The organism is Autumnicola psychrophila (assembly GCF_031846645.1).
GTDB lineage: Bacteria > Bacteroidota > Bacteroidia > Flavobacteriales > Flavobacteriaceae > Autumnicola > Autumnicola psychrophila.
The window spans coordinates 205,934-227,784 of record NZ_JAVRHN010000005.1 but is presented as its reverse complement, the minus strand read 5'-3'; the positions used below and the strand labels follow the sequence as shown (position 1 = coordinate 227,784).

General features: G+C 39.4%; 25 protein-coding genes. All 25 read left to right on the top strand.

Annotated features, from left to right (window positions below):
* The first annotated feature begins 14 nt into the window (after positions 1 to 14).
* The 25 genes from RM541_RS08365 (at position 15) to RM541_RS08245 (ending at position 21,834) form a co-directional block, all read left to right on the top strand.
* Positions 15 to 554 carry a DUF3347 domain-containing protein gene (locus RM541_RS08365; RefSeq protein ID WP_266069605.1) on the top strand — a complete coding sequence of 180 codons (540 nt, stop codon included), beginning with the start codon at positions 15 to 17 and terminating at the stop codon, positions 552 to 554.
* Between the two features lie 82 nt (positions 555 to 636).
* Positions 637 to 1,083 carry a hypothetical protein gene (locus tag RM541_RS08360; protein ID WP_266069604.1) on the top strand — a complete coding sequence of 149 codons (447 nt, stop codon included), beginning with the start codon at positions 637 to 639 and terminating at the stop codon, positions 1,081 to 1,083.
* 375 nt (positions 1,084 to 1,458) lie between these two features.
* Complete coding sequence (locus tag RM541_RS08355; protein WP_266069603.1) at positions 1,459 to 1,833, top strand: YHS domain-containing protein; 375 nt, start codon at positions 1,459 to 1,461, stop codon at positions 1,831 to 1,833.
* A gap of 165 nt (positions 1,834 to 1,998) precedes the next feature.
* Entirely contained in the window at positions 1,999 to 4,398 is a 2,400-nt protein-coding gene (locus RM541_RS08350) for a glycoside hydrolase family 65 protein (protein ID WP_311499742.1), read from the top strand.
* 150 nt (positions 4,399 to 4,548) lie between these two features.
* Complete coding sequence (locus RM541_RS08345) at positions 4,549 to 4,785, top strand: hypothetical protein (RefSeq protein WP_189602871.1); 237 nt, start codon at positions 4,549 to 4,551, stop codon at positions 4,783 to 4,785.
* A gap of 4 nt (positions 4,786 to 4,789) precedes the next feature.
* The gene (locus RM541_RS08340) at positions 4,790 to 5,002 is read left to right on the top strand and encodes an SHOCT domain-containing protein (protein ID WP_189602872.1); all 213 of its coding nucleotides are present in this window, start codon (positions 4,790 to 4,792) and stop codon (positions 5,000 to 5,002) included.
* Positions 5,003 to 5,019: 17 nt separating this feature from the next.
* Positions 5,020 to 5,292 carry a DUF5676 family membrane protein gene (locus tag RM541_RS08335; protein ID WP_189602873.1) on the top strand — a complete coding sequence of 91 codons (273 nt, stop codon included), beginning with the start codon at positions 5,020 to 5,022 and terminating at the stop codon, positions 5,290 to 5,292.
* A 165-nt stretch (positions 5,293 to 5,457) separates the two neighbouring features.
* Positions 5,458 to 6,468: a type II glyceraldehyde-3-phosphate dehydrogenase gene (locus RM541_RS08330; protein ID WP_266069600.1), complete on the top strand. Its 1,011-nt coding sequence runs from the start codon at positions 5,458 to 5,460 to the stop codon at positions 6,466 to 6,468.
* 27 nt (positions 6,469 to 6,495) lie between these two features.
* Complete coding sequence (locus RM541_RS08325) at positions 6,496 to 6,831, top strand: P-II family nitrogen regulator (protein ID WP_266069599.1); 336 nt, start codon at positions 6,496 to 6,498, stop codon at positions 6,829 to 6,831.
* A 16-nt stretch (positions 6,832 to 6,847) separates the two neighbouring features.
* Positions 6,848 to 7,678 (top strand): universal stress protein, encoded by an 831-nt coding sequence (locus RM541_RS08320; RefSeq protein ID WP_266069598.1) that lies wholly within the window; start codon positions 6,848 to 6,850, stop codon positions 7,676 to 7,678.
* Positions 7,679 to 7,680: 2 nt separating this feature from the next.
* Positions 7,681 to 8,520 carry an ATP cone domain-containing protein gene (locus RM541_RS08315; protein WP_189602877.1) on the top strand — a complete coding sequence of 280 codons (840 nt, stop codon included), beginning with the start codon at positions 7,681 to 7,683 and terminating at the stop codon, positions 8,518 to 8,520.
* 14 nt (positions 8,521 to 8,534) lie between these two features.
* Positions 8,535 to 9,911, top strand: a complete 1,377-nt coding sequence (locus RM541_RS08310; RefSeq protein WP_189602878.1) for an MBL fold metallo-hydrolase RNA specificity domain-containing protein — start codon at positions 8,535 to 8,537, stop codon at positions 9,909 to 9,911.
* Between the two features lie 21 nt (positions 9,912 to 9,932).
* Positions 9,933 to 11,435: a thymidine phosphorylase family protein gene (locus RM541_RS08305; protein WP_189602879.1), complete on the top strand. Its 1,503-nt coding sequence runs from the start codon at positions 9,933 to 9,935 to the stop codon at positions 11,433 to 11,435.
* Between the two features lie 7 nt (positions 11,436 to 11,442).
* Positions 11,443 to 12,336, top strand: a complete 894-nt coding sequence (locus RM541_RS08300) for a ribose-phosphate pyrophosphokinase (protein ID WP_311499741.1) — start codon at positions 11,443 to 11,445, stop codon at positions 12,334 to 12,336.
* Positions 12,333 to 12,977, top strand: coding sequence for a hypothetical protein (locus RM541_RS08295; RefSeq protein ID WP_266069597.1), 645 nt, complete (start codon positions 12,333 to 12,335; stop codon positions 12,975 to 12,977). The genes RM541_RS08300 and RM541_RS08295 overlap by 4 nt, the downstream gene beginning before the upstream one ends.
* Before the next feature lie 6 nt (positions 12,978 to 12,983).
* The gene (locus RM541_RS08290; RefSeq protein WP_189602882.1) at positions 12,984 to 13,289 is read left to right on the top strand and encodes a phosphoribosylpyrophosphate synthetase; all 306 of its coding nucleotides are present in this window, start codon (positions 12,984 to 12,986) and stop codon (positions 13,287 to 13,289) included.
* An 11-nt stretch (positions 13,290 to 13,300) separates the two neighbouring features.
* A complete protein-coding gene (locus RM541_RS08285; RefSeq protein ID WP_189602883.1) occupies positions 13,301 to 15,445 on the top strand; it encodes a copper-translocating P-type ATPase in 2,145 nt (714 codons plus the stop codon).
* Between the two features lie 199 nt (positions 15,446 to 15,644).
* Positions 15,645 to 16,196, top strand: coding sequence for a PRC-barrel domain-containing protein (locus RM541_RS08280; protein WP_189602884.1), 552 nt, complete (start codon positions 15,645 to 15,647; stop codon positions 16,194 to 16,196).
* 112 nt (positions 16,197 to 16,308) lie between these two features.
* Positions 16,309 to 17,631, top strand: coding sequence for an APC family permease (locus tag RM541_RS08275; protein ID WP_189602885.1), 1,323 nt, complete (start codon positions 16,309 to 16,311; stop codon positions 17,629 to 17,631).
* A 60-nt stretch (positions 17,632 to 17,691) separates the two neighbouring features.
* Positions 17,692 to 17,934 (top strand): heavy-metal-associated domain-containing protein, encoded by a 243-nt coding sequence (locus tag RM541_RS08270; protein WP_189602886.1) that lies wholly within the window; start codon positions 17,692 to 17,694, stop codon positions 17,932 to 17,934.
* Positions 17,931 to 18,179 carry a heavy-metal-associated domain-containing protein gene (locus RM541_RS08265; RefSeq protein WP_189602887.1) on the top strand — a complete coding sequence of 83 codons (249 nt, stop codon included), beginning with the start codon at positions 17,931 to 17,933 and terminating at the stop codon, positions 18,177 to 18,179. Before RM541_RS08270 ends, RM541_RS08265 begins: the two co-directional genes overlap by 4 nt.
* A 150-nt stretch (positions 18,180 to 18,329) precedes the next feature.
* On the top strand, positions 18,330 to 18,431 hold the full coding sequence (locus RM541_RS08260; RefSeq protein ID WP_265164187.1) for a heavy metal-binding domain-containing protein: 102 nt from the start codon (positions 18,330 to 18,332) through the stop codon (positions 18,429 to 18,431).
* Between the two features lie 489 nt (positions 18,432 to 18,920).
* Positions 18,921 to 19,148: a hypothetical protein gene (locus RM541_RS08255; protein WP_266069594.1), complete on the top strand. Its 228-nt coding sequence runs from the start codon at positions 18,921 to 18,923 to the stop codon at positions 19,146 to 19,148.
* Between the two features lie 27 nt (positions 19,149 to 19,175).
* Positions 19,176 to 20,120, top strand: coding sequence for an ion channel (locus tag RM541_RS08250; RefSeq protein WP_311499740.1), 945 nt, complete (start codon positions 19,176 to 19,178; stop codon positions 20,118 to 20,120).
* Positions 20,121 to 20,520: 400 nt separating this feature from the next.
* Positions 20,521 to 21,834, top strand: coding sequence for a PQQ-dependent sugar dehydrogenase (locus tag RM541_RS08245; protein WP_265164186.1), 1,314 nt, complete (start codon positions 20,521 to 20,523; stop codon positions 21,832 to 21,834).
* The last annotated feature ends 17 nt before the right edge of the window (positions 21,835 to 21,851 follow it).

The following is a 21,851-nucleotide window of genomic DNA, read 5'->3' as shown; positions in this document are numbered from 1 at the left end:
CTAAAATCAAAACTATGAAGATTTTAAAAGTAAAAATTGCAGCAGTATTACTTATGACGGTAAGCCTGGGTTACAGCCAGGAGAAAAAAATGATGCACCAGGACCATCATAAAATGGAGAAAGGTGAGATGAAAATGATGGACAGTAAAATCCCAAAATTTAATAACGAAAAAATAACTACAGCTTATGAAGACTATTTAACCCTTAAAGCCGCAATACTCAAGTCTGATCAAGAACTGGCGAAGGAGGAAGCAGAGCAACTTCTAGGCGCTCTCGGAGAGTTTGAAGGGACTGGTCAATTAAAGAAAATTGTAACAAAGGTGACTACCAGTCCCAATCTGGAAGCACAAAAAGGAGCATTTTCTGAGTTCAGCAATGCATTTGCAAGTTTTCTTGAGGGAAAAATTGCTGACAACCAATTATATCTTGCCCGCTGTCCAATGGCTAATAATAACTCAGGAGGTTTTTGGCTAAGCCACGAAGAGGCAATTCAAAATCCATTTTTCGGAGGAAAAATGCTGAAGTGTGGTAGTATACAAGAAACTATAAAATAAAAAAGACCTGCGTAAGTGGACCGGTGGTTTCCCCTACTATCCCCTCAAGACTTATCCGGTCCATAAAGCAGGCGCAAGAAATATGAAAGCTAAAATAAAAATTTTCGCATTAGCGATAATAGGTACAATGTTTTTGTCCGGTTGTAATTCGCAAGAGAAAGAAAAAGTGCAAACAACGCAAACGGAGGTTAATCAAGTAGCAGAAAGTACTGTGAAAGCAGAGCACAATTATAAAATTGGAGATCAGATCCCAAATAATTTAGTATGTATGGTCAACGATGCATATATGGCCAAAATTCAGATTCCAATAGGTGTAAATGGTAAGATCTACTATGGCTGTTGTAACATGTGCGTTGACACCCTTAACGAAAAAGAAACGGCCCGCGTGGCTGTTGATCCTGTAACCGGCGAGGCCGTGGACAAATCTGAAGCTTTTATTGTCCTGCTAAACAAAAAGGGCGAAGTAGCCTACTACAAATCGGAAGCTACATACAAAAAAGCTTTGAAAACAGGAAAAATTGGAAGTTAGATAATATTAAGGCCTGCATAAATGGGCCGGAGGTTTTTCCCATTCCCCCACATCGGTTACCGGCCCATTGGCAGGCACAATGTATGAACAACAGCACTTTTTGAATAAAGTTTTCGAAAAAGGATCAGGAAGATTTTGAACTAATTAGAGATAATAAGTACCATAAAATTCTATCATGAGATCTTACAGGGAACAAAGGAGAAAATCAAGAAAGAAAAAGAAAAAGAAAGAGCGGTATCGTTCCAAGGCCAAAAAGAGTGATAAATTTCTGGCAATATGTGCTTTCGTAATACTCTTTCTTCTAGCTCTATCCATGGCATTTTTGAGAGACTGGTACTTATAGTGGTGGAATAAAAAAATAGTAAAAATAAAAAGATGAAATCGATTTTTGCGAGCACCCTCAGAAAAAGAAATTTTCTAATCATACTCTTGATTTGGATTACCGCCCTGCTCACCTTCACCTCTTGTAGCAGCAGCCGTATAGATTTAGCTCAAGGTCAACACGTGGATCCTGTATGTGGGGTAGTCGTTAGCGAGAAAAGTGCTATAAACTTTAAATACATGGAAAACACGCACTATTTTGATTCTGAACAATGTCTGACAGTTTTTAGAAAGAATCCAGAAAAGTTTCATAAATCCCAACAAAAAAGAAGGTCTACAAACTGGATGCACATGGGCCTGGCTCCAGTCGGCGGCATCGTAATGGTTTTAGGAATGACGGCAGCTATGATTATTGGAGTAAGTCATTAAGAGAAAAAGATTACCTATTAAATATTGGAAACAATTGGAATATGAACTTTAGAGGTATTAACTGTAAGGAGAATTAATGGTATTATAAACATGATCAGAATGTTATGTAGGTGATGGCGGCCTCTAGAAACTTAGATCGTCAGAAAGTTAAAAAAAATAGAAGCTATGCAAAACTGGAAGCTGAAATATGACGGTTTAAGAAAAGAACAAGAGGGTCTCCGGGAAGCTCTATGTACCCTTGGCAATGGCTATTTCGCCACCAGGGGAGCAGCAGAAGAATCAAAAGCTGATGGCACTCATTACCCGGGCATTTACCTGGCAGGTGGTTACAACAGGCTTAAATCACAAATAGCAGGAAAGACCATTGAAAATGAAGATCTGGTTAATTGGCCTAACTGGCTGCACTTAAGCTTCAGGCTGGAAGGAGATAAGAATTGGTTTCAGTTAGAAAAAAAACAGGTCTTAAATTATGTTCAGGAACTTGATATCTCTGCAGGTATCCTGAGAAGGGAGATGCACTTCATCGATGAACAACAGCGGGAAACAAGGATTATCAGTACAAGACTGGTAAGTATGGATAATCCTCACCTTGCCGCCATAAAATGGGATTTTGTGCTGGTAAACTGGTCCGGAATGGTAGAAGTACGCTCTACCCTTGACGGATCAACAAAAAATGAGGGCGTAAAACGATATAAACCTTTAAAGAATCAGCATCTAAAAATAATTAAAAAAGGAGAAGCAGAAAATGCCATTTACATTCTGGTTCAAACGAATCAATCCCTCCTCTATATGGCTCAGGCAGCCAAATGCGTTATTTTTTCTAAAACTCAAAAGCTGGATGTAATACGAAAGTTTTTTCGGGAAAAAGAGGTAATTGGTGAAATATTCACTTTTCACGTGACTCTGGGAGAACAAGTTTCTATAGAAAAAACGGTGTCCCTTTTTACCTCCAAAGACGATGCAATAAGTGAACCGCTCAACGATGCTTTGAAGCAAGTAAATGGTCAGGCAGATTTTTCTGTTGTAAAAAGAAGACATTCTGAAGCCTGGAAAAGATTGTGGAACAAGTTTGATATTTTCGTCAATGCATCGGGAAACTCTCAGCTCCTCCTCAGATTACATATTTTTCATTTGCTTCAAACGGCTTCTAAACTTACCATTGGTCGGGATGTTGGATTACCGGCGCGAGGTTGGCATGGAGAGGCTTATCGTGGCCATATTTTCTGGGATGAGTTATTCATATTCCCAATTCTTAATTACCGCCTACCTGACCTTACCCGTTCCCTGCTCCTCTATCGATATAAACGCTTAGAAGAAGCTAAAAAACTCGCTAAAAGGGAAGGTTATGATGGAGCTATGTTCCCCTGGCAAAGCGGAAGCAATGGACGGGAAGAAAGCCAGGTGGTTCATTTAAATCCGAAATCTGGACAATGGGTTCCAGACAATACATACCTCCAGCGTCATGTTAATCTCTCTATAGCTTATAATATCTGGCAATATTATGAAGTGACGGCAGATAAAAACTTCATGAAATTCTACGGTGCTGAGATGCTCATTGAAATCGCTCGTCTCTTTACCGGACTGGCCAGCTGGAGCGATTCAAAACAGCGTTACGAAATAAGAAAAGTAGTAGGCCCCGACGAATTCCATACCGCCTATCCTGGAAGTGACAGACCGGGAATAAATAACAATGCATACACCAATGTCATGGCTTCCTGGCTTTTCTCCCATTCTTTAAAAGCATTTGATTTAATTGGAATTACCCGTCGGGATGTTTTAAAACAAGAGCTGCAGTTGGATGACAGGGAGTTGGAAAAATGGAAAGAAATAGGAAGCAAATTATATATTCCGTTTATTGAAGAAGGAATTATCGCCCAGTTTGAGGGTTATGAACAGTTGGAGGATTTCGAATGGGAAGCCTATCGAAAGAAGTACAACGATATTCACCGGCTTGACAGAATATTAGATGCCGAGGGTGACTCTGTTAATCGCTACAAGGCTTCCAAGCAGGCAGATGTGCTTATGCTCTTTTACCTTTTTTCTTCTGAACAATTAGTACTGCTATTCAAAGGTTTAGGGTATGATTTCACTCCATCCAACATTCCTGATAACATTAAATACTACGGTACCCGCACCTCAGATGGTTCTACTCTTAGCCGTATAGTCCGGTCCTGGGTTGTGGCCAGATCCGATCGTACATGTGCTTGGCATTGTTTCAGAGAGGCACTTGTTAGTGATTTTGAAGATGTGCAGGGCGGCACCACACCCGAGGGTATACATCTGGGCGCTATGGCAGGTACCATAGATATTGTACAAAGGTGTTTTACAGGTTTGGAGATCCGAAATGATGTGCTTTGGCTAAATCCCCAATTACCCAAAGAGATAAATTCCCTCAGTATGAAGATCAATTATAGAGGTGTATGGTTACAGTTAAACTTTTCGGCCAATAGTTGTCGAATAGAGCCTCTGGATGAAGTTGAATCCGACATAAAAATTCAATTTAAGAAACAATCTTTTACAATTTCCAATAAATCAACTAAAGTGATTCAATATCAACAAAACTAAAGATAAATAGATGAGAAAATAACCTATACAGTCAACAAAGAGTATTGAATGTTGGGCAGAATTGAGCAATATCATGTTTTTAAAACATCTTTTTTGTTAACTTATAATATACTCTATGAAGTAATTGTTTAATCATTAAAATAAATTAAAATGAAAAATCACTGGTTATGGATGATCATCGGATGTGTTTTACCTCTTTTGCTCATCTTTTTGGCCCCATCAATTGGATTGGGTGGTGATGTCTGGCTTTTCACATTTATCATCATAATGTTTGCCATACATCTAATGATGCCTATGCGGCATGGAGATCATACTCACGGGTTAACCGATGAGAATTTAAAGAAAAAAAGCAAAGATCAAGTAACAAACCAACATCAAAAAAAATAAAGACATGCACAATTATGATGGATTTTTTGGAATGCACCTCATCTGGTGGTTCATCTGGATAGTTTTTCTTATCTGGGTTTTCATGATACCAACACAATGGGGAAAAAAAACAAGAAGAGAAGAACCACTGGACATCCTAAGAAAGCGATTTGCACGTGGCGAAATTTCGAAGGAACAGTTCGAAGAACAAAAGAAGCTATTAGAATCGGATAAATAATTTTAAAATCTGAAAATATGTATCGATTAAACATAAAAAAATTTGGTTTGGCACTCGGTCTTACCGGAGCTCTCCTTTATGTGGGGTGTGTACTGGTGATGGCCACAGTGGGGCGGGAAGGAACAGTAAAGTTCTTTAACAGTCTTTTACACGGACTGGACACAAGTAGTATAATAAGAATGGATGTGCCTGTACTGGAGGTGTTCTTTGGAATTATCCAGGTTTTCATCTTAAGCTGGCTAATCGGTGCTTGTGTAGCGGCATTTTATAATGCTCAAGTAAAAGGTTAAAGGATACTGCTGCATTTAATGCTTTTGTAATTAAGGATCTACTTGAAATACACTTTTAATCGAGATAAGCCACTCGCCTGGTACATCCAAAGCATAATCAGGTTACTTTAAACACGAAAGTAATGTGAAACAAAGGAACAAGATCAAATTAAAAAATTGGAAGTCATGAAAAAAATAGCAGTAGTAGGTTATGGAGTCATCGGCAAAAGAGTTGCCGATGCCATTGACAAACAACATGATATGGAGTTAACCGGCATTTGTGATATCATAAGTGACTGGCGCATAGAAAATGCGGTAAGAAAAAACTACAATATTTACAGCGCGACACAAGAAGCAGAAAAGGAAATGAAAAACGCCGGATTCTCCGTTAAAGGCGGAATGACAGAGCTTTTAGATCAGGTGGACCTGGTTGTGGATTGCACCCCTAAAAAAGTTGCCGCAAAAAACGTAGAACGATACAAAAGTCAAGGTAAAAAATTTATTGTACAAGGAGGTGAAAAGCATGAAACTGCGGGCCATTCCTTCAGTGCCGAAAACAATTACCAAACCGCTCTAAACATAGATGCTACGCGGGTGGTTTCGTGCAACACCACCTCCATTTTAAGAACTCTTACGGCTCTAAAAAGGGCAAATCTGTTACAAAGTGCCCGCGGTACTCTTTTACGAAGAGCAACAGATCCCTGGGAAAGCCATATGGGGGGAATCATGAATACAATGGTTCCTGAAAAAGATATTCCCAGTCATCAGGGTCCCGATGCTCAAAGTGTAGATCCCGAACTGGATGTTATTACTGCTGCAGTAAAAGTACCTGAAACCCTGAGCCATATGCACTACTGGAATGTGCGACTGACAAAAAAGGCCTCAAAAGATGAAGTTTTAAATGCTTTTAAAACGTCGACAAGAATTAAGATGATTCGGTACGAGCAGGGTTTGGTTTCAAACAATACTATAAAAGAAATGTTCCTGGATATGGGAAGACCCTGGGGGGACATGTACGAAGTTGCACTTTGGGAGGATATGTTGAAAGTACAGGGAGACGAACTCTTCTATGCCTATGTGGTAGACAACCAGGCTATTGTAATCCCCGAAACTATTGATGCGATAAGAGCACTCACAGGTATCATAGAAGATGAACACGTATCCATACTTAAAACCAACCGCACGTTAGGAATATGATTTATCAATAACAATAAATAAGAGGTTATGAAAGAAATAAAAGCATTCATACGGCCAAATAAAATTAAGGAGGTGATTTCTTCCTTGAGGAGAGAGGGCCATTGCTGTTTAACAGTCTTTGAGGGAGAAGGAACCGGCGATTACACAGATCCTGGAGAAGATTGGCCTTCCCTCAAACTACCATTCCTCCACAGCAAGATCTATAAACTGGAAATCGTCTGTGAGGACAGTAAAGTGGCGGCTATTTGTGACATCGTTCGTCAAAATGGCAGAACAGGAAAAAGTGGTGATGGTCTCATATATGTTTCTGATGTCCAGGATATATTTAAGATAAAAAATACCAAAAACGATAATGTGAAATAACTAATAATTTTAAATTATGAACAATATACTTGTACCTACCAATTTTTCTGAAAATTGTCAAAAAGCAGAGGAGCTGGGGCTCAAAATGGCTAAATTTTACAATTCGGAAATCCATTTCTTCCATTACGTAAAAACCCCGGTTGACTGGGTTCGACTGGACAAACAGAAGGAAGATCTATACCCCGAAACAAAATTAAAGATTGGCAGCGCGAAGGCAGATTTGAGAGAATTAGAAAAAAAAGCAGAGGGCCTTGGACTTAAATGCAGAACCTTTTTGGAATATAATGGTGAAATAAGCAACATCCTAAGCCACTGCGGTCATTTTGAACATGATTTTATAGTTACCGGTAGTAGTGGCACAAAAGGAGGAATTCGTGAATTACGGGGAAGCAATGTAGAAGAAATAGTGAGAAAAGCCGAGGTGCCTGTCATCGTAGTTAAAGATAAGGATGTTTCTTTTCCTTTTAAAGACATTTTGTTTGTCTCAGATTTTAAAGAAGATGTGACAGAAGAATTTCAACACGTAAAATCACTTGCTGAAAAATGTGATGCACGTATCCATTTATTAAAGGTGAATACTACAACAGATTATAATAGTATTGAAAAGAGTCTGCAACCTATAAAAGATTTCCTTGAAAATTTCCCAGGGCTCACAACTTACTCAATGAATGTCTATAACGAATCGGGTGTAGAGGAAGGAATAAATGATTTTTTGATCTACAAAAATGTGGATCTTATTGCCATGTGTACGCACGGGCGCACGGGATTTTTAAGTCTCTTCTCCAGTAGCACCGTTGAAAAGGTAACCAACCATTCTGAATTGCCCGTTATGACAATTAAAATGTGACTATGAAAAGATCAGTCCTGGTTAAAAAGTCTTCGGGTGAGTATGAGGATTTCCAAATTGAAAAACTCATCAATTCCCTTAGGCGGGCGGGAGCAAATGAGGTTATTGTTAAGGATATAGCTCATAAGGTGTATGAACAGCTTGAAGAAGGGATGACCACTAAAAGGATCTATGAGGCAGCGTTTAAAATGCTTAAGGCAAAATCGAGAGTAAGTGCCTTTAAATACAAGCTTAAAAAGGCATTGATGGAATTAGGCCCTTCTGGCTTCCCATTTGAAAAGTTGGTAGGCAAATTATTGGCACACGAAGGATTTGAAACAAAGGTTGGTGTGATTGTACAAGGCAATTGCGTTCAGCATGAAGTGGATGTGATAGCGCAAAAAGGTGAAAAACATTATATGATTGAATGTAAATACCATAGTGATCAAGGCAGGTTTTGCAATGTAAAAATTCCTTTGTACATCCATTCCCGTTTTTTAGATGTGGAAAAACAGTGGAGACGTAAAAAGGGTCACCAGAACAAAATCCACAAAGGAGGTTTATATACCAATACACGTTTTACATCTGATGCCATAAACTATGGCAATTGTGTTGGCCTGCTAATGACCAGTTGGGATTATCCAAAGGAGAGTGGACTCAAAGATAGAATTGACCAGGCGGGATTGCACCCCTTAACAGCCTTAACAAGTTTAACGAAAGCTGAGAAAACAAAATTATTGGATGAAGGCATTGTTCTCTGTAAAGAACTCCACGAAAGTCCGAACTTGTTGGATAAAGTAGGGATTCCCAACTCCCGACACAAAAGAATTCTGGAAGATTCACTTGAACTATGCAAAATCTAATCCTAGAACAACCGATGAAAACTAATCAAATAAACATTCACTTTTTGGGGGCAGCAGGTACAGTAACCGGCTCAAAATATTTAGTGGATACAGGAGATAAAAAGATACTCATAGACTGCGGACTTTTTCAAGGGCTAAAGGAATTACGCCTTAAAAACTGGGAGTACCCACCTGTTAATGTTGCAAATATTGATGCTGTTTTGCTCACCCACGGCCATATGGACCATACAGGTTATCTGCCGAGGTTGGTGAAACAAGGCTTCAATGGTTCCATCTATGGTACGAATCCTACTTTGGACATTGCAAAAATCATATTGAACGATAGTGCAAAAATTCAGGAACAGGAAGCAGAACGTGCCAATAAAGAAGGCTATTCCAAACACAGTCTCGCAGAACCGCTTTACGATTTAAAGGATGTAGAAAAAACCATTCCGCATTTTAAGGGCATTCCACAAGCACAATGGATTCCGTTATTTGATGGTATCAGGGCTCGGTTCCAGTACAGCGGGCATATTCTGGGTGCAACTTATATTGAGTTGGATATTTATGGAAAACGCTTTGTCTTCTCTGGAGACATTGGTAGAACCAATGATTTATTGCTCTATCCACCCCTTAAACCAAAAAAAGCGGATATACTTTTCGTTGAATCCACTTACGGAGGAAGGTTTCATCCTGATGAAGTAGAAGCGCTTCCAAAAATCGAAAAATTAATCAACGATACCATCAATAGAGGTGGCAGCTTATTTATTCCCAGTTTTTCGGTAGAGCGTGCCCAACTAATGATGCTTATCTTTTGGAAATTACTCAAGGAGAACAAAATCCCTAAAGTTCAAATGATTATGGATAGCCCAATGGGTGCCAACGTATTGGAACTGTTTCATAGAACTCGGGATTGGCACAGATTGGAAGACAACGAATGTGACGAAATGTGTTCACATTTTACACTTGTTAGCAGTTATCGCGAAACAATGGAATTAAGAACTGATAACAGACCAAAAATTGTAATTGCAGGGAGTGGAATGCTCACAGGCGGAAGAATGCTCAACTATCTTGAAACACAGGCACAAAATCCAAATAACACCTTGCTTTTTGTAGGCTATCAAGCTGAAGGCACACGTGGTAGAAAGCTGTTGGAAGGTGAGAAAGAACTAAAAGTCTATGGAATATGGGTGCCTTTCAATATGCAGGTCGCTGAAATTGAAGGTCTCTCGGCACACGCAGACCACGCAGAACTTATAGAATGGATGGGCGACATTAAAAATAAGCCCGAACGTATATTCATTGTCCACGGTGAAAAAGAAAGTGCAGAAGCATTACAAAAAGGTATCAAGGAAACCTATGGATGGAATACAGAAATTCCGCAATTATACACCATCGAAGAAATAGAATAAATCCCAGCAATCAATAAAATAATGGACCCACACTCAAACATACTAAAATATAAACATCTCGGGATTTACACCCAAAACGAATATGTAGTGTATATGCGTGAGGATTGCCACGTCTGTAGTTCTGAAGGGTTTGTAGCACTAACAAGGATCAGGATATCAAATGCAACCACCTCAATCGTCGCAAGCTTGAACGTTTTGAGTTCCGGCCTTCTTTTACCAAATGAAATAGGCCTTTCGGATGCTGCAGCAAAAAAACTGAATGTTTCCCAAAATGAAATGCTGTATGTTTCCCATTTGGAGCCTATTGAATCGTTAAGCCACGTAAGAGCTAAAATCTATAATCAAAAACTGGATTTTAAAGCCTATAACAACATCATCAACGATATCGTAGAAGGCAATTATTCTAACATTCACCTATCGGCATTTATTACAGCCTGTGCGGGCGACCGAATGGATATTGATGAGATATGCGACCTTACTAAAGCAATGATAGCTTCAGGAAGACAGTTGGACTGGAGTAAAGATATTGTGGTCGATAAACATTGTATTGGTGGTTTACCAGGCAATAGAACAACCCCATTGGTAGTAGCTATTGTTGCCGCTTATGGACTTACAATGCCTAAAACTTCGTCACGTGCCATCACTTCACCAGCTGGTACAGCAGATACGATGGAAGTATTGACCAATGTAACGCTCTCTTCCGAAGAAATAAAAGCTGTAGTCGAAAAAGAAGGAGGATGTTTTGTCTGGGGAGGTACAGCGCAATTAAGTCCTGCCGACGATGTGCTCATTAAAGTTGAAAAAGCTTTGGATATCGATAGTGAAGGTCAGCTCATCGCTTCTGTACTTTCTAAAAAAGCGGCGGCAGGTTCTACTCACGTTGTCATTGATATTCCAATTGGTGAAACCGCCAAGGTTCGCAGTACTGAAATGGCTCTAAAATTAAAAAATCATATGGAAACCGTTGGCACTGCTGTTGGGTTGAAGGCAAAAGCTGTGGTTACTGATGGAACGCAGCCTGTTGGAAGGGGTATCGGTCCCACTTTAGAAGCTATTGATATATTAAAAGTTTTGAAAAATGAAGCTGATGCACCTAAAGACCTAACAGAAAGAGCATTGCTTTTAGCCGCTGAACTATTTGAGCTTTCTGGAAAAGAAGAAAAAGGAAAGGGACTGGAAACAGCACGTCAAATTCTCAAATCTGGAAAAGCTTATGAAAAATTTGTGGCCATTTGCAAAGCACAAGGACGCTTTTCAAAACCTGTTTTAGCACCTCATAAGATGGAAATTACAGCCGAAAGATCCGGAATTTTAAAAAGAATTGATAACCGAAAAATAGCGAAGCTCGCAAAGCTTTCAGGAGCACCTCAATCTATTTCGGCAGGAATTCTATTAAATATCCATTTGGGAGAACAAATAGAAAAGAATCAATTGCTATATACTTTATATGCTGAATCCAAAGGCGAACTTAACTATGCATTGGAATATAAAAATAACCATAACGACATCATAACCATAATTTAAACGTGCTATGAAAACAATATTATTTAGCCTTCCCGGAAATGAAAAACTTACAGAGCTTTTAGCAAAAAAAATGGATGCTGAAATAGGGAAAGCCAACGTGCGTAAATTCCCTGACGGGGAGTCATACACGCGTATATTATCTGATGTTAAAGATAAATGTGTGGTACTAGTATGCACCTTGCACGAACCGGACGAGAAACTGCTGCCTCTATATTTTTTAAGCCACACAGCCAAATCCTTGGGAGCAATGTGCACCTGCTTGGTAGCACCCTATTTGGCGTATATGCGTCAGGACAAAGTATTTAATGAAGGTGAAGGAGTGAATTCCGGTTTTTTTGGAAGATTGATTTCAGGTTTTGCCGATAGCATTATCACAGTTGACCCTCATTTGCATAGAATTAGTTCTTTGGGAGAAGTGTATCAAATTCCAAATAAAGTAATTCACGCTGCTGATGCCATTTCAGAATGGATCAAGAAATACATCAAAAACCCGGTACTTATCGGGCCCGATTTGGAAAGTGAACAATGGGTTTCCGAAGTCGCTAAAAATGCTGGCGCACCTTTTACGGTATTACAGAAAGTACGTCACGGCGACCGTGACGTGGAAGTCTCTGTTCCTGATATGGATAAGTACAAGAATGCCACACCCATTTTGGTAGATGATATTATTTCCACCGCGCGAACAATGATTGAAACCGTACAACATCTGAAAAAAGCAGGAATGAAACCCCCTATCTGCGTAGGCATTCACGCCGTTTTTTCAGGAAATGCCTATCAAGATTTATTGGATTCCGGAGTAGAAAAGATAGTTACCTGCAATACCATTCCGCATCCATCCAATGGCATAGATTTAAGCAATATTATTGCAAAAGAGGTAAAGAAATTAATGCACCATATATGAGAAAACAAGGATTTATAGTACTATTTATCTTATTCAGCATCACAATGACTGGACAAACGGAAATGCTTATAGGGCAGATTTCAGGCAGAGTGGTCATTCGTGAGAATTTTGATGAAAAAGGTGCTTTTCTCAATAAACAAATATTTGAAGCGGGTGAAACAATAAAGAAAAATGGATATTATGAAATTGAGGTAGTTACAGAATTGTTGGATAAAGACAAAAAATTGACCGATAAATACACCACGACCTATCTCTGTAAGCCTGATGAAGCCAGTATTATAATAACGGCTTTGCCGTTTTCCAACCCAAAATCAAGGCAGACCAAGGTTAATACCACCTCTGAAAAATTTAAAAGGCTTTACGATTTGGACAACCTTGAAAATATAGAATTGGAAATGACTTTTGATTCGGGACTGCTCGATTTTTTTGGTTCCAAAAGTATTATAAAGATATATGACCGAAAGTTCAATGACAACAAAAAAACTATTAATTCAAAGATCAATATTAAGACCTATGCGTGGGGGATTCGCATTAAGCAACTAAATTATACTGTTAACGAGAAATTAAATGGACAAGGTCTATTGAACTTTCAAGAATTTATCGAAGAAGACAACAGTTATTTTACAATGACTTATAAATAAAAGAAAATGAATAATTATGACACCCTTTCAGAAGCTGTGAATGGCCTCCAGGCCAGAGGTTACAAATATGATTTTAATTTAAAGCCTCACTGTCTTGAGTGCCCCTCTTTAAAGCTGGAGATACACCCACAGGATTTTTTGGTCAATGAAGTATATAGATTTGAAGGAATGAGCAGTACAGATGACAACAGTATATTATTTGCTATCTCTTCCCGTTATGGGGTCAGGGGGATTTTGGTAGATGCATACGGTATCTATTCAGAAAATATTTCGGAAACAATGCGAACCAAACTAAGACAAATTAACCAGTAAATTCAGGAATTATGGAACATCACGACGAACACAAGGAGGAGTCAAAGAATTCAGCGAAGCGGGAAGCAAGAAAAGAAGAAGCTAACTTAAAGGATGACCTTGCTGAAAAAACAAAACATGGGCACAATAAGGCGATGGACCGGGACATGATGGATCATGACAGGGGGAAACATGACGATGATGAACCCGCTCATGGCCATGCAGGTCATGATCACCATAAAATGATGATTGAAGATTTTAAGAAGCGTTTTTGGGTAACTCTTGTTTTAACTATCCCAATCCTCTTTCTGTCGCCAATGATCCAGGATTTCTTTGGGTACAAATATCTTCTACCAGGAAATAAGTACATCCTTTTTGCCCTCTCGACTGTTGTTTACTTCTATGGAGGCTGGCCATTTTTGAAAGGCTTTTGGTCTGAAGTGAAAAAAGCTGCCCCAGGGATGATGACCCTCATTTCTATGGCAATTACAGTGGCTTATCTCTACAGTTCTGCCACGGTCTTTGGTCTCGAGGGTGTTGACTTTTTCTGGGAACTCGCTACGCTTATTGCTATTATGCTGGTAGGGCATTGGATTGAAATGAAATCTGTTTTGGGTGCTTCCAAAGCTTTACAGCTTTTGGTGAGTATGATGCCTGCGGAAGCGCATCGGGTAAACGGAGATCAGATTGAAGATGTAAAGCTGGATACGCTAAAAAAAGGAGATATAATTCTTGTTAAACCTGGTGAAAAAGTGCCTGCAGATGCTATAATCGTGGAGGGTGAAAGCTACCTGAATGAGTCGATGCTTACCGGGGAATCAAAACCGGTAAAGAAAAGTACAGATCAAAAAATAATTGGTGGATCTATTAACGGCAATGGATCCTTAAAGGCTAAAGTCGAACATACCGGGAAGGATAGCTATCTCAATAAGGTGATCACTATGGTGGAGGAAGCGCAAAAATCCAAATCCAAAATGCAAAACCTTTCCGACAGGGCCGCAAAATGGTTGACCTACATAGCATTGGGTATTGGTTTTGGCACTCTTGCGGTTTGGTTGATCTTAGGCTTTCCTTTTGTGTACGCACTTGAGAGAATGGTGACGGTTATGGTCATTGCCTGCCCCCATGCGCTAGGACTGGCAATTCCACTTGTAGTCGCAATTTCTACAGCAGTATCTGCCCAAAATGGATTGTTAATTCGTAACCGAACGGCTTTTGAAGAATCCCGAAAAATTACCGCCTTACTTTTTGATAAAACCGGAACCCTTACTAAAGGGGACTTCGGCGTCACCCGTATCGAATCTGTGAATGATAAATTCTCCAAGGAAGAGATTCTAAGGCTTTCCAGCGCGTTAGAACAGAGTTCTGAACACCCTATTGCTGTTGGGATCATCAAAAAAGTAAAAGATGATAAAGTCCCTATTCCAAAACCAGAAAACTTTAATGCCATTACCGGCAAAGGAGTCGAGGCCACTGTAGAGGGAAAAGAGGTGAAAGTAGTAAGTCCTGGATACTTGCGGGATGAAAATATCAACATCCCCGAAGATGCCTATAGCGATGCAGCCGAAACTGTGGTTTTTGTATTGATCAACGGTGAATTAGCCGGGTATATCGCGCTTGCCGATGAGATTAGACCCGAGTCTGCAGACGCCATCAGGATATTTAAAGAGAACAATATTAAAGTTTTTATGGCAACAGGGGATAATGAGAGGACCGCTAAAGCAGTTAGTGACAAACTCGGTCTGGATGGATATTATGCAGAAGTCTTACCCCATCAAAAAGTGGAAATAGTTAAAGAATTGGAAAGTAAGGGAGAATTTGTGGCCATGACCGGTGACGGGGTTAATGATGCGCCGGCTTTGGCTCAGGCGAACGTTGGTATTGCAGTAGGTTCGGGAACAGATGTGGCTGCAGAAACTGCCGATATCATCCTGGTCAACAGTAATCCTCAGGATATTGCCAATCTAATCCTTTTTGGAAAAGCTACTTATGATAAGATGATTCAGAACCTGGTATGGGCAACGGGTTATAACGTTGTAGCCATTCCATTAGCTGCCGGAGTACTTTATTCCACAGGTTTTGTGTTAGGACCTGCCGTTGGGGCCGTGTTTATGAGTTTGAGTACAGTTATTGTTGCAATTAATGCGCAGTTACTGAAGAAAAAGATTGGAAAATAGGAGAAAAAGTTCTTGGAAAATTTCATTTAATTTTCATGAAAAATTTTGCAATGGAGACACTTGCAAAGGCTAAAATATTTCTTTCTCACTGATTAGAATTATAAAGGGAAATCAAGGGTCCAATTTTTACTTTGAAAAATAATATGTTTAGTTTTTAATGATATGTTTTGAAATAATTAAACCCGATTAAAATTAGGATATGACGAGACACAGAATAATGATACAGAAGTGGAAATATGATGAGGTTGGTCAGGATATAAAAAGAAGTACCTCAAGAGATCCTAATGAGATTTCTGCACCACTTGAACATTTGGAAGAGCTTAAGAACAGCGACTACAAAATTGATGATCATTTTTCCAGGATTTATGGAAGGCAGATAGTTGATGCTACTGGAACAAGAGTGGGAAAGCTGAAGGATTTTTTGTTCGACAAAACCCAGAAAAGAATAAGATACCTCGTTGTGGGATTAGAGATAAATGTAAAAGAGGATAAGGATGTTTTAATTCCCATAGGAAGAGCAGAACTAAATCAAGAGAAACAAAAAATTGTTGTTCAGGAACAAGTAAGTGCTGAGAAACTAAAAACATTGCCCACCTATAAAAACTTAAAAAGTCTCGCTATTGAAGATGAAAAGAAGACTCTGCTAATTTTTTCCGCAAAACAAAAGGAGGAAATCAGTTATACGCAAGGGAATTTTTACAACCAGGAGGATTTCAATGAAAGGACTTTTTTCGGTTCTGATGAAGAATGAGGAAATGCAGGTCTACTTATAGTCAAAGGAATTCAGCTTATTAAATGAAAGCCCGGAATTTCCTTTTTTTGAAGTTATATTGAAGGTTGATTGATTTTTTTTAAAGAATTATATGTCTGAATATAAAAAGAACAGCCTTTCCCTTACCGGTGCGGTGGCAATGGGAACAGGTGTAATGATTGGTGCAGGGATTTTTGCGCTCCTTGGGCAGGTGGCCGAACTCTCCGGGGAATACTTTGCATATGCTTTTATCCTGGGAGGAATTATTTCCGGTTTTAGTGCCTACTCTTATATTAAAATGTCCAATGCTTATCCTTCAGCAGGAGGGATAGCTATGTACCTGCAAAAAGCGTATGGCAAAGGAACTATTACAGCTGCCGCATCTTTGCTCATGGCCTTTTCTATGATTATTAATGAAAGCCTGGTCGCCAGGACATTTGGGAGTTACACCTTGCAGCTATTTGATGCTGGGGAAAGAAGCTTCTGGGTTCCAGCCTTAGGGGTAGGATTGCTTATAACAGCCTTTGTTGTAAATATTCTTGGAAATAAAGCAATTGGAAAAATCTCCCTTTATATGGCAGCTTTAAAAATTGGAGGTTTAATTATTTTTGCAGCTGGAGCCCTTTGGGCTTCCGGGGTGGATCTGGATGCGGCTGTTCCTTCTGAAGAACGCAAAAACAGCATTGTTGATTATGTTGCTGCACTTGCCTTATCTATTTTGGCATATAAAGGTTTTACTACTATAACCAATAGCGGGAGTGAAATTGAAAAGCCTCACAAAAATGTTAGTAGGGCCATAGTAATTTCTTTATCAACTTGTGTGGTAATCTATTTTTTAGTAGCTCTGGCTGTAGGATCGAATCTTTCTATTACTCAAATAATAGAAGCAAAAGATTACTCGCTTGCGGAAGCTGCTCGGCCCCTGTTCGGGGATTTTGGATTAATCTTTACCGTTGGAATTGCTATTATAGCAACGGTTTCCGGGGTGATCGCCAGTATTTTTGCAGTTTCCCGGATGACAGGAATGCTCACAGATATGCATTTAATCCCCCATAGCCATCTTGGAATGTCTGGAACTATCCAAAGGCATATGCTGATATATATAGTAGTAATTGCAATTATCTTGACCATATTCTTTGACCTAAGCCGAATTGCTTCTTTGGGTGCTATTTTCTACCTGGTCATGGATATAATCGTTCATGTGGGGGTTTTGAGATATCTGAGAAAGGAAGTAAAAGCAAAATCAGCTATTTTGATTACAGCAATTATTCTTGATGTTGTTGTTCTTCTTGCCTTCTTGATTGTAAAATCTCAAACTGACATATTTATAATTTATGTCGCGGTTCCTTCTATTATTCTAATTTTTATTGCTGAATTTTTCTTTCTGAAAAACAGGTTTGACGAAGGGGAAGCTGATATGCATTCCCATGAGTAAATACAAATTCTACTTTTACAGAATAGTAGCGTAAATTATTTTAACTAAAAACGTAATTAAATGACCCATAAATATAAAATATCAGGAATGACCTGCAACGGCTGCCGAAGTACGGTGGAGAAAGCTTTGCAGGGAGTTGAAGGAGTATCTAATGTTGAAGTAAACCTTCAGAATGAACAGGCAGTTATTGAGATGAAGCAGCATGTGCCCGTGGCAAAGCTACAGCAGGCACTGGAAGAAACGAAAGGAAGCTATTCTATTGCTCTACCACTTGAGGATGAAGGTAGTTCTCAAACAATATGACGCATACCTATGCTGTTCACGGGATGACCTGCAACGGCTGCCGTAGCCGTGTCGAAAAAACCTTAAATGAAGTAGAAGGAGTCACAAAGGCTTCGGTAGACCTAGAAAAGGAAGAGGCGATGATAGAGATGGATAAACATATTCCACTTAAAACCTTTCAGAAAAAGCTGGAGGAAGATGGAGGAACTTATTCTATCACTGTGCCGGGAGAGAAACCCAAAAAACCGTCTAAAGAAAATACATAAAAAGCGACGGGAGGATCTGGAACCTTTTATTATCCAATGTACTGCGAGGAGGAAAAAACCTACAACAAACCCGGGGATTGCACGGTGTGTAGGGTGAATCTTGTGGAAGTACCGTTTTCGCAAAAGATGCCTCAGTGATTTACCTCCCTCATGCATCCTAAAACAGTAGAGGATGAAATGGGTTCCTGCCCAATTTGCGGGATGGATCTTGTGCCTATGGAAGGAGGTGTGGATGGAGATGATAAGACTTAAGAAACTGCTGAAGAAGTTCTTGACTGCTACTGTCTTCACCGTTCCTAATTTAATAGCAGCGATGTCTGAGGAAATGTTTTCAGATAATCCACTGTTAGAGCTAATGGATTGAAAGTACCGGAAATGGGTTCATTTAGGGCTATCTGTTCCTGTTGTTTTTTATGCCACCTGGATGTTTTTTGAACGAGCTTATTGAAAACAAGACCCTGGGTATTCCAGTTGCAGCAGGATTGCCGTAGTCATTTTTAGTAATACTTCTTTCACCTATAATTGCTGCCTTGGCTATTGCAGCCCTGTTGCGGTAATAGCAAATGCTTGGCGTCTTAGAGCTGCAAAGGTTTAGCATATAATGAAAATCTATGGTTCCTTGACAAAGACATTACAATCTAAATTACCATTATCCTGGGATAGTGAATGTATTTTCTAAAATAATAGAACAGGGCGAAATCCATAATAACTAATTTGTTCAAAATTGATACAAATTACGTTATGGATTTCAAAAGAGAGAGAGATGCGAATAAGCGGCTATGGTGTCTGATTTTCGCTTCAATAGTAATTGTAGAGTTGGGATGGTGGATAGCAGAAGAAGTTTTCTGTGAGCCTGTAATAGAGGTTGATTCTAAAGGAGAGAAAGAAATTTCACCTAATGATTCTTTTTTTGTAGGATTTCAGGATGAATTTCAGGGTCTATTTATATTGGCTTCTCAAAAATTATAACATAGATAAAAACAAATAAATAATAAAATGTCAGAAACATTGCTAATCCTTGGATTCATTATACTATTAATAGCTATACATGATTTCTTTTACACTACTCTTTCCGCCAGTGGGGCGGGTTTTATTTCTGAAAATGTGGCAATTTTATCAGATAGGATACTACAGTTCTGTGTGGGGATTTTTGGGAGAAAGCTTTATAACTATCACGGGCTATTCATAAATCTCATGATCCTCGCAGTATGGCTTTCTATGATTTGGTTTGGACTTTTCCTGGTTTATTCTTCCAACCCCGAGGATATTACTAACAGTAGCGGCAGAGTAGCAAATTTCTGGGAACGGCTCTATTTTACTGGATATATACTTTCTACTCTGGGGATGGGAAATTTTAAACCTATATCGCCTTTTTTTGAACTGGTTACGAGCTGCTTTTCCTTCTTTGGATTCATTTTTTTCACCAGCTCGATGACTTATTTTCTTTCAGTTTCATCTGCTGTGGTAAAGAAAAGAACCCTGGCGAAAAGCATCCATAATTTGGGTAATAGCCCCCAGGCCATAGCAAATAAGTTACTTAGACTAGATTCCCCCTATAGTTACCTACAGATCCTTGACCTTCAGGAGAAGGTAGACGAACATTCCGTAAGTCATCAGGCTTATCCTGTTGTTCATTACTACAGTCGGTCCCAAGTGAAAGACTCGTTCAGTATTAATATCACAAGATTAGATGAGGCTTTATCAATTCTTCTTAAATCTAACAAGGGAGAAAATTTTCGGGAGGAATTGAAAATTTTGCGTTCTTCTCTGTCAGATTTTCTTCGAAATCTAGATAAAAATTTCTCCCGCAGCTTGCCTAAAGCTGAAGTTTCCCCAGGCAATGAAGATTTACCGCGCAGTTTGACTCAAAGAAACTCACAAGAGTTGGTTGAGCGTAGGCGTATTTTGGGGAGCTTGCTTAGAAGCGAGGGCCTTAGCTAGCACCAGGTCGTGGAACAGGATCAAGAAAGCTAAAAAATATGTCATAATTAACAATTATATCCTCTATTCTGAATAAAAAACTTAAAAATAAAATGTCTCTCCTAGCGGAATCGATTTTTACTATAGATAGCCATGGATAAAATTACATTCAAATATTCTTCTTTTTTTTAAAATAAAATGATAGAAATACTATTGAAGAACTAATACTTTACTCTCTTTAAAGTTAATAAGAGGATAAGTTTAAATCATAGTTAAATAGAGCGGTTAAATGTCGATTTAGTATTTATAGACTTATCAGTCATATGTCAGTCTTTAACAGCCTGTTAACCACTGCTGTATATGGTTTTGTGTACCTTGCTAACAGATTGATAACAAGGAATTCCACTAAAAATAGACCATTATGAAAATCAAATCCTTTTTCTCTTTAATCTGCTTATTAACTATATCCTTCGCAACTTTTTCGCAGGAATCGGTAGGACTGGAGGTTGTAGCAGATAATCTAGTTTCCCCTGTGGCATTTGTTGAATCTCCTGATGAATCTGGAAGGTATTTCATCGTTGACCAGGTAGGGGTGATCCGAATTCATACTCCCCAAAAAGGACTTTTGGAAGAACCATTCTTAAATCTGAAAAATAAGATAGTTGAACTAAAAGATGCCCATGAAGAACGAGGTTTGTTAGGACTTGCTTTTCACCCCAATTATAGTGAAAACGGCAGGTTCTTCGTCTATTATAGTGCACCCCTGAGTGGGGATGGTCCCGAGAACTGGGATCATACCAGCCACATTTCAGAATTCAGGGTCTCTCCGGATAACCCCGATATGGCTGACAAAGCTTCAGAAAAGATCATTCTGAAGGTCGATCAGCCACAGGATAATCACAATGCTGGGACTTTGGCCTTTGGGCCAGACAATTACCTCTACATTGCCCTTGGCGATGGTGGTGGGGCAAATGATATCGACATGGGACATGTACCTGATTGGTATGGGGAAAATGCCGGTGGTAATGGGCAGGATGTAGAGCAAAACCTGCTGGGCAGTATCCTGAGAATTGACGTAAATGGAGATGCTCCTTATAATATTCCTGATGACAATCCTTTTGTAGATAAGGAGGGAATGGACGAGATCTACGCCTACGGGCTCAGAAATCCGTACAGGTTCTCGTTTGACATGAAAGGAACCAATGATCTCATTGCGGGAGATGCAGGACAGGTACTTTGGGAAGAAGTAAGTGTGATCACAAAAGGTGGCAATTATGGATGGAACGTGATGGAAGGAACACACTGCTTCAATGCCTATAATAACGATAAAGAGAAGGAGAAATGTCCCGAAAAAGATAAGATGGGCAACCCTTTAATAAGTCCTGTGATTGAATTTAAACAAGGCGGGACCGACCATGGAGGCAAAGGCCTGGTCGTCATAGGAGGTTATGTTTACAGGGGTGAAGACCTTAGAAATATGGACGGAAAGTACATTTTTGGCACCTGGACGCAGCATCATGGAAAACCTGCGGGAGCCGTGTTCGTTTCAACTCCAAAAGAGACCGGCATGTGGGATTTTCAAGAGCTGAAAATTGCTCAGACCAACTCTACTTCAATCGGCCATTATTTATTGTCTTTCGGTCAGAACAAGGAAGGAGAAATGTTTATTCTTACAACCGATGAAGAAGGCCCTATAGGTACTACCGGCAAGGTTTTTAAAATGGTTGCTCCTTAAATAAAGTTAGCTTTATG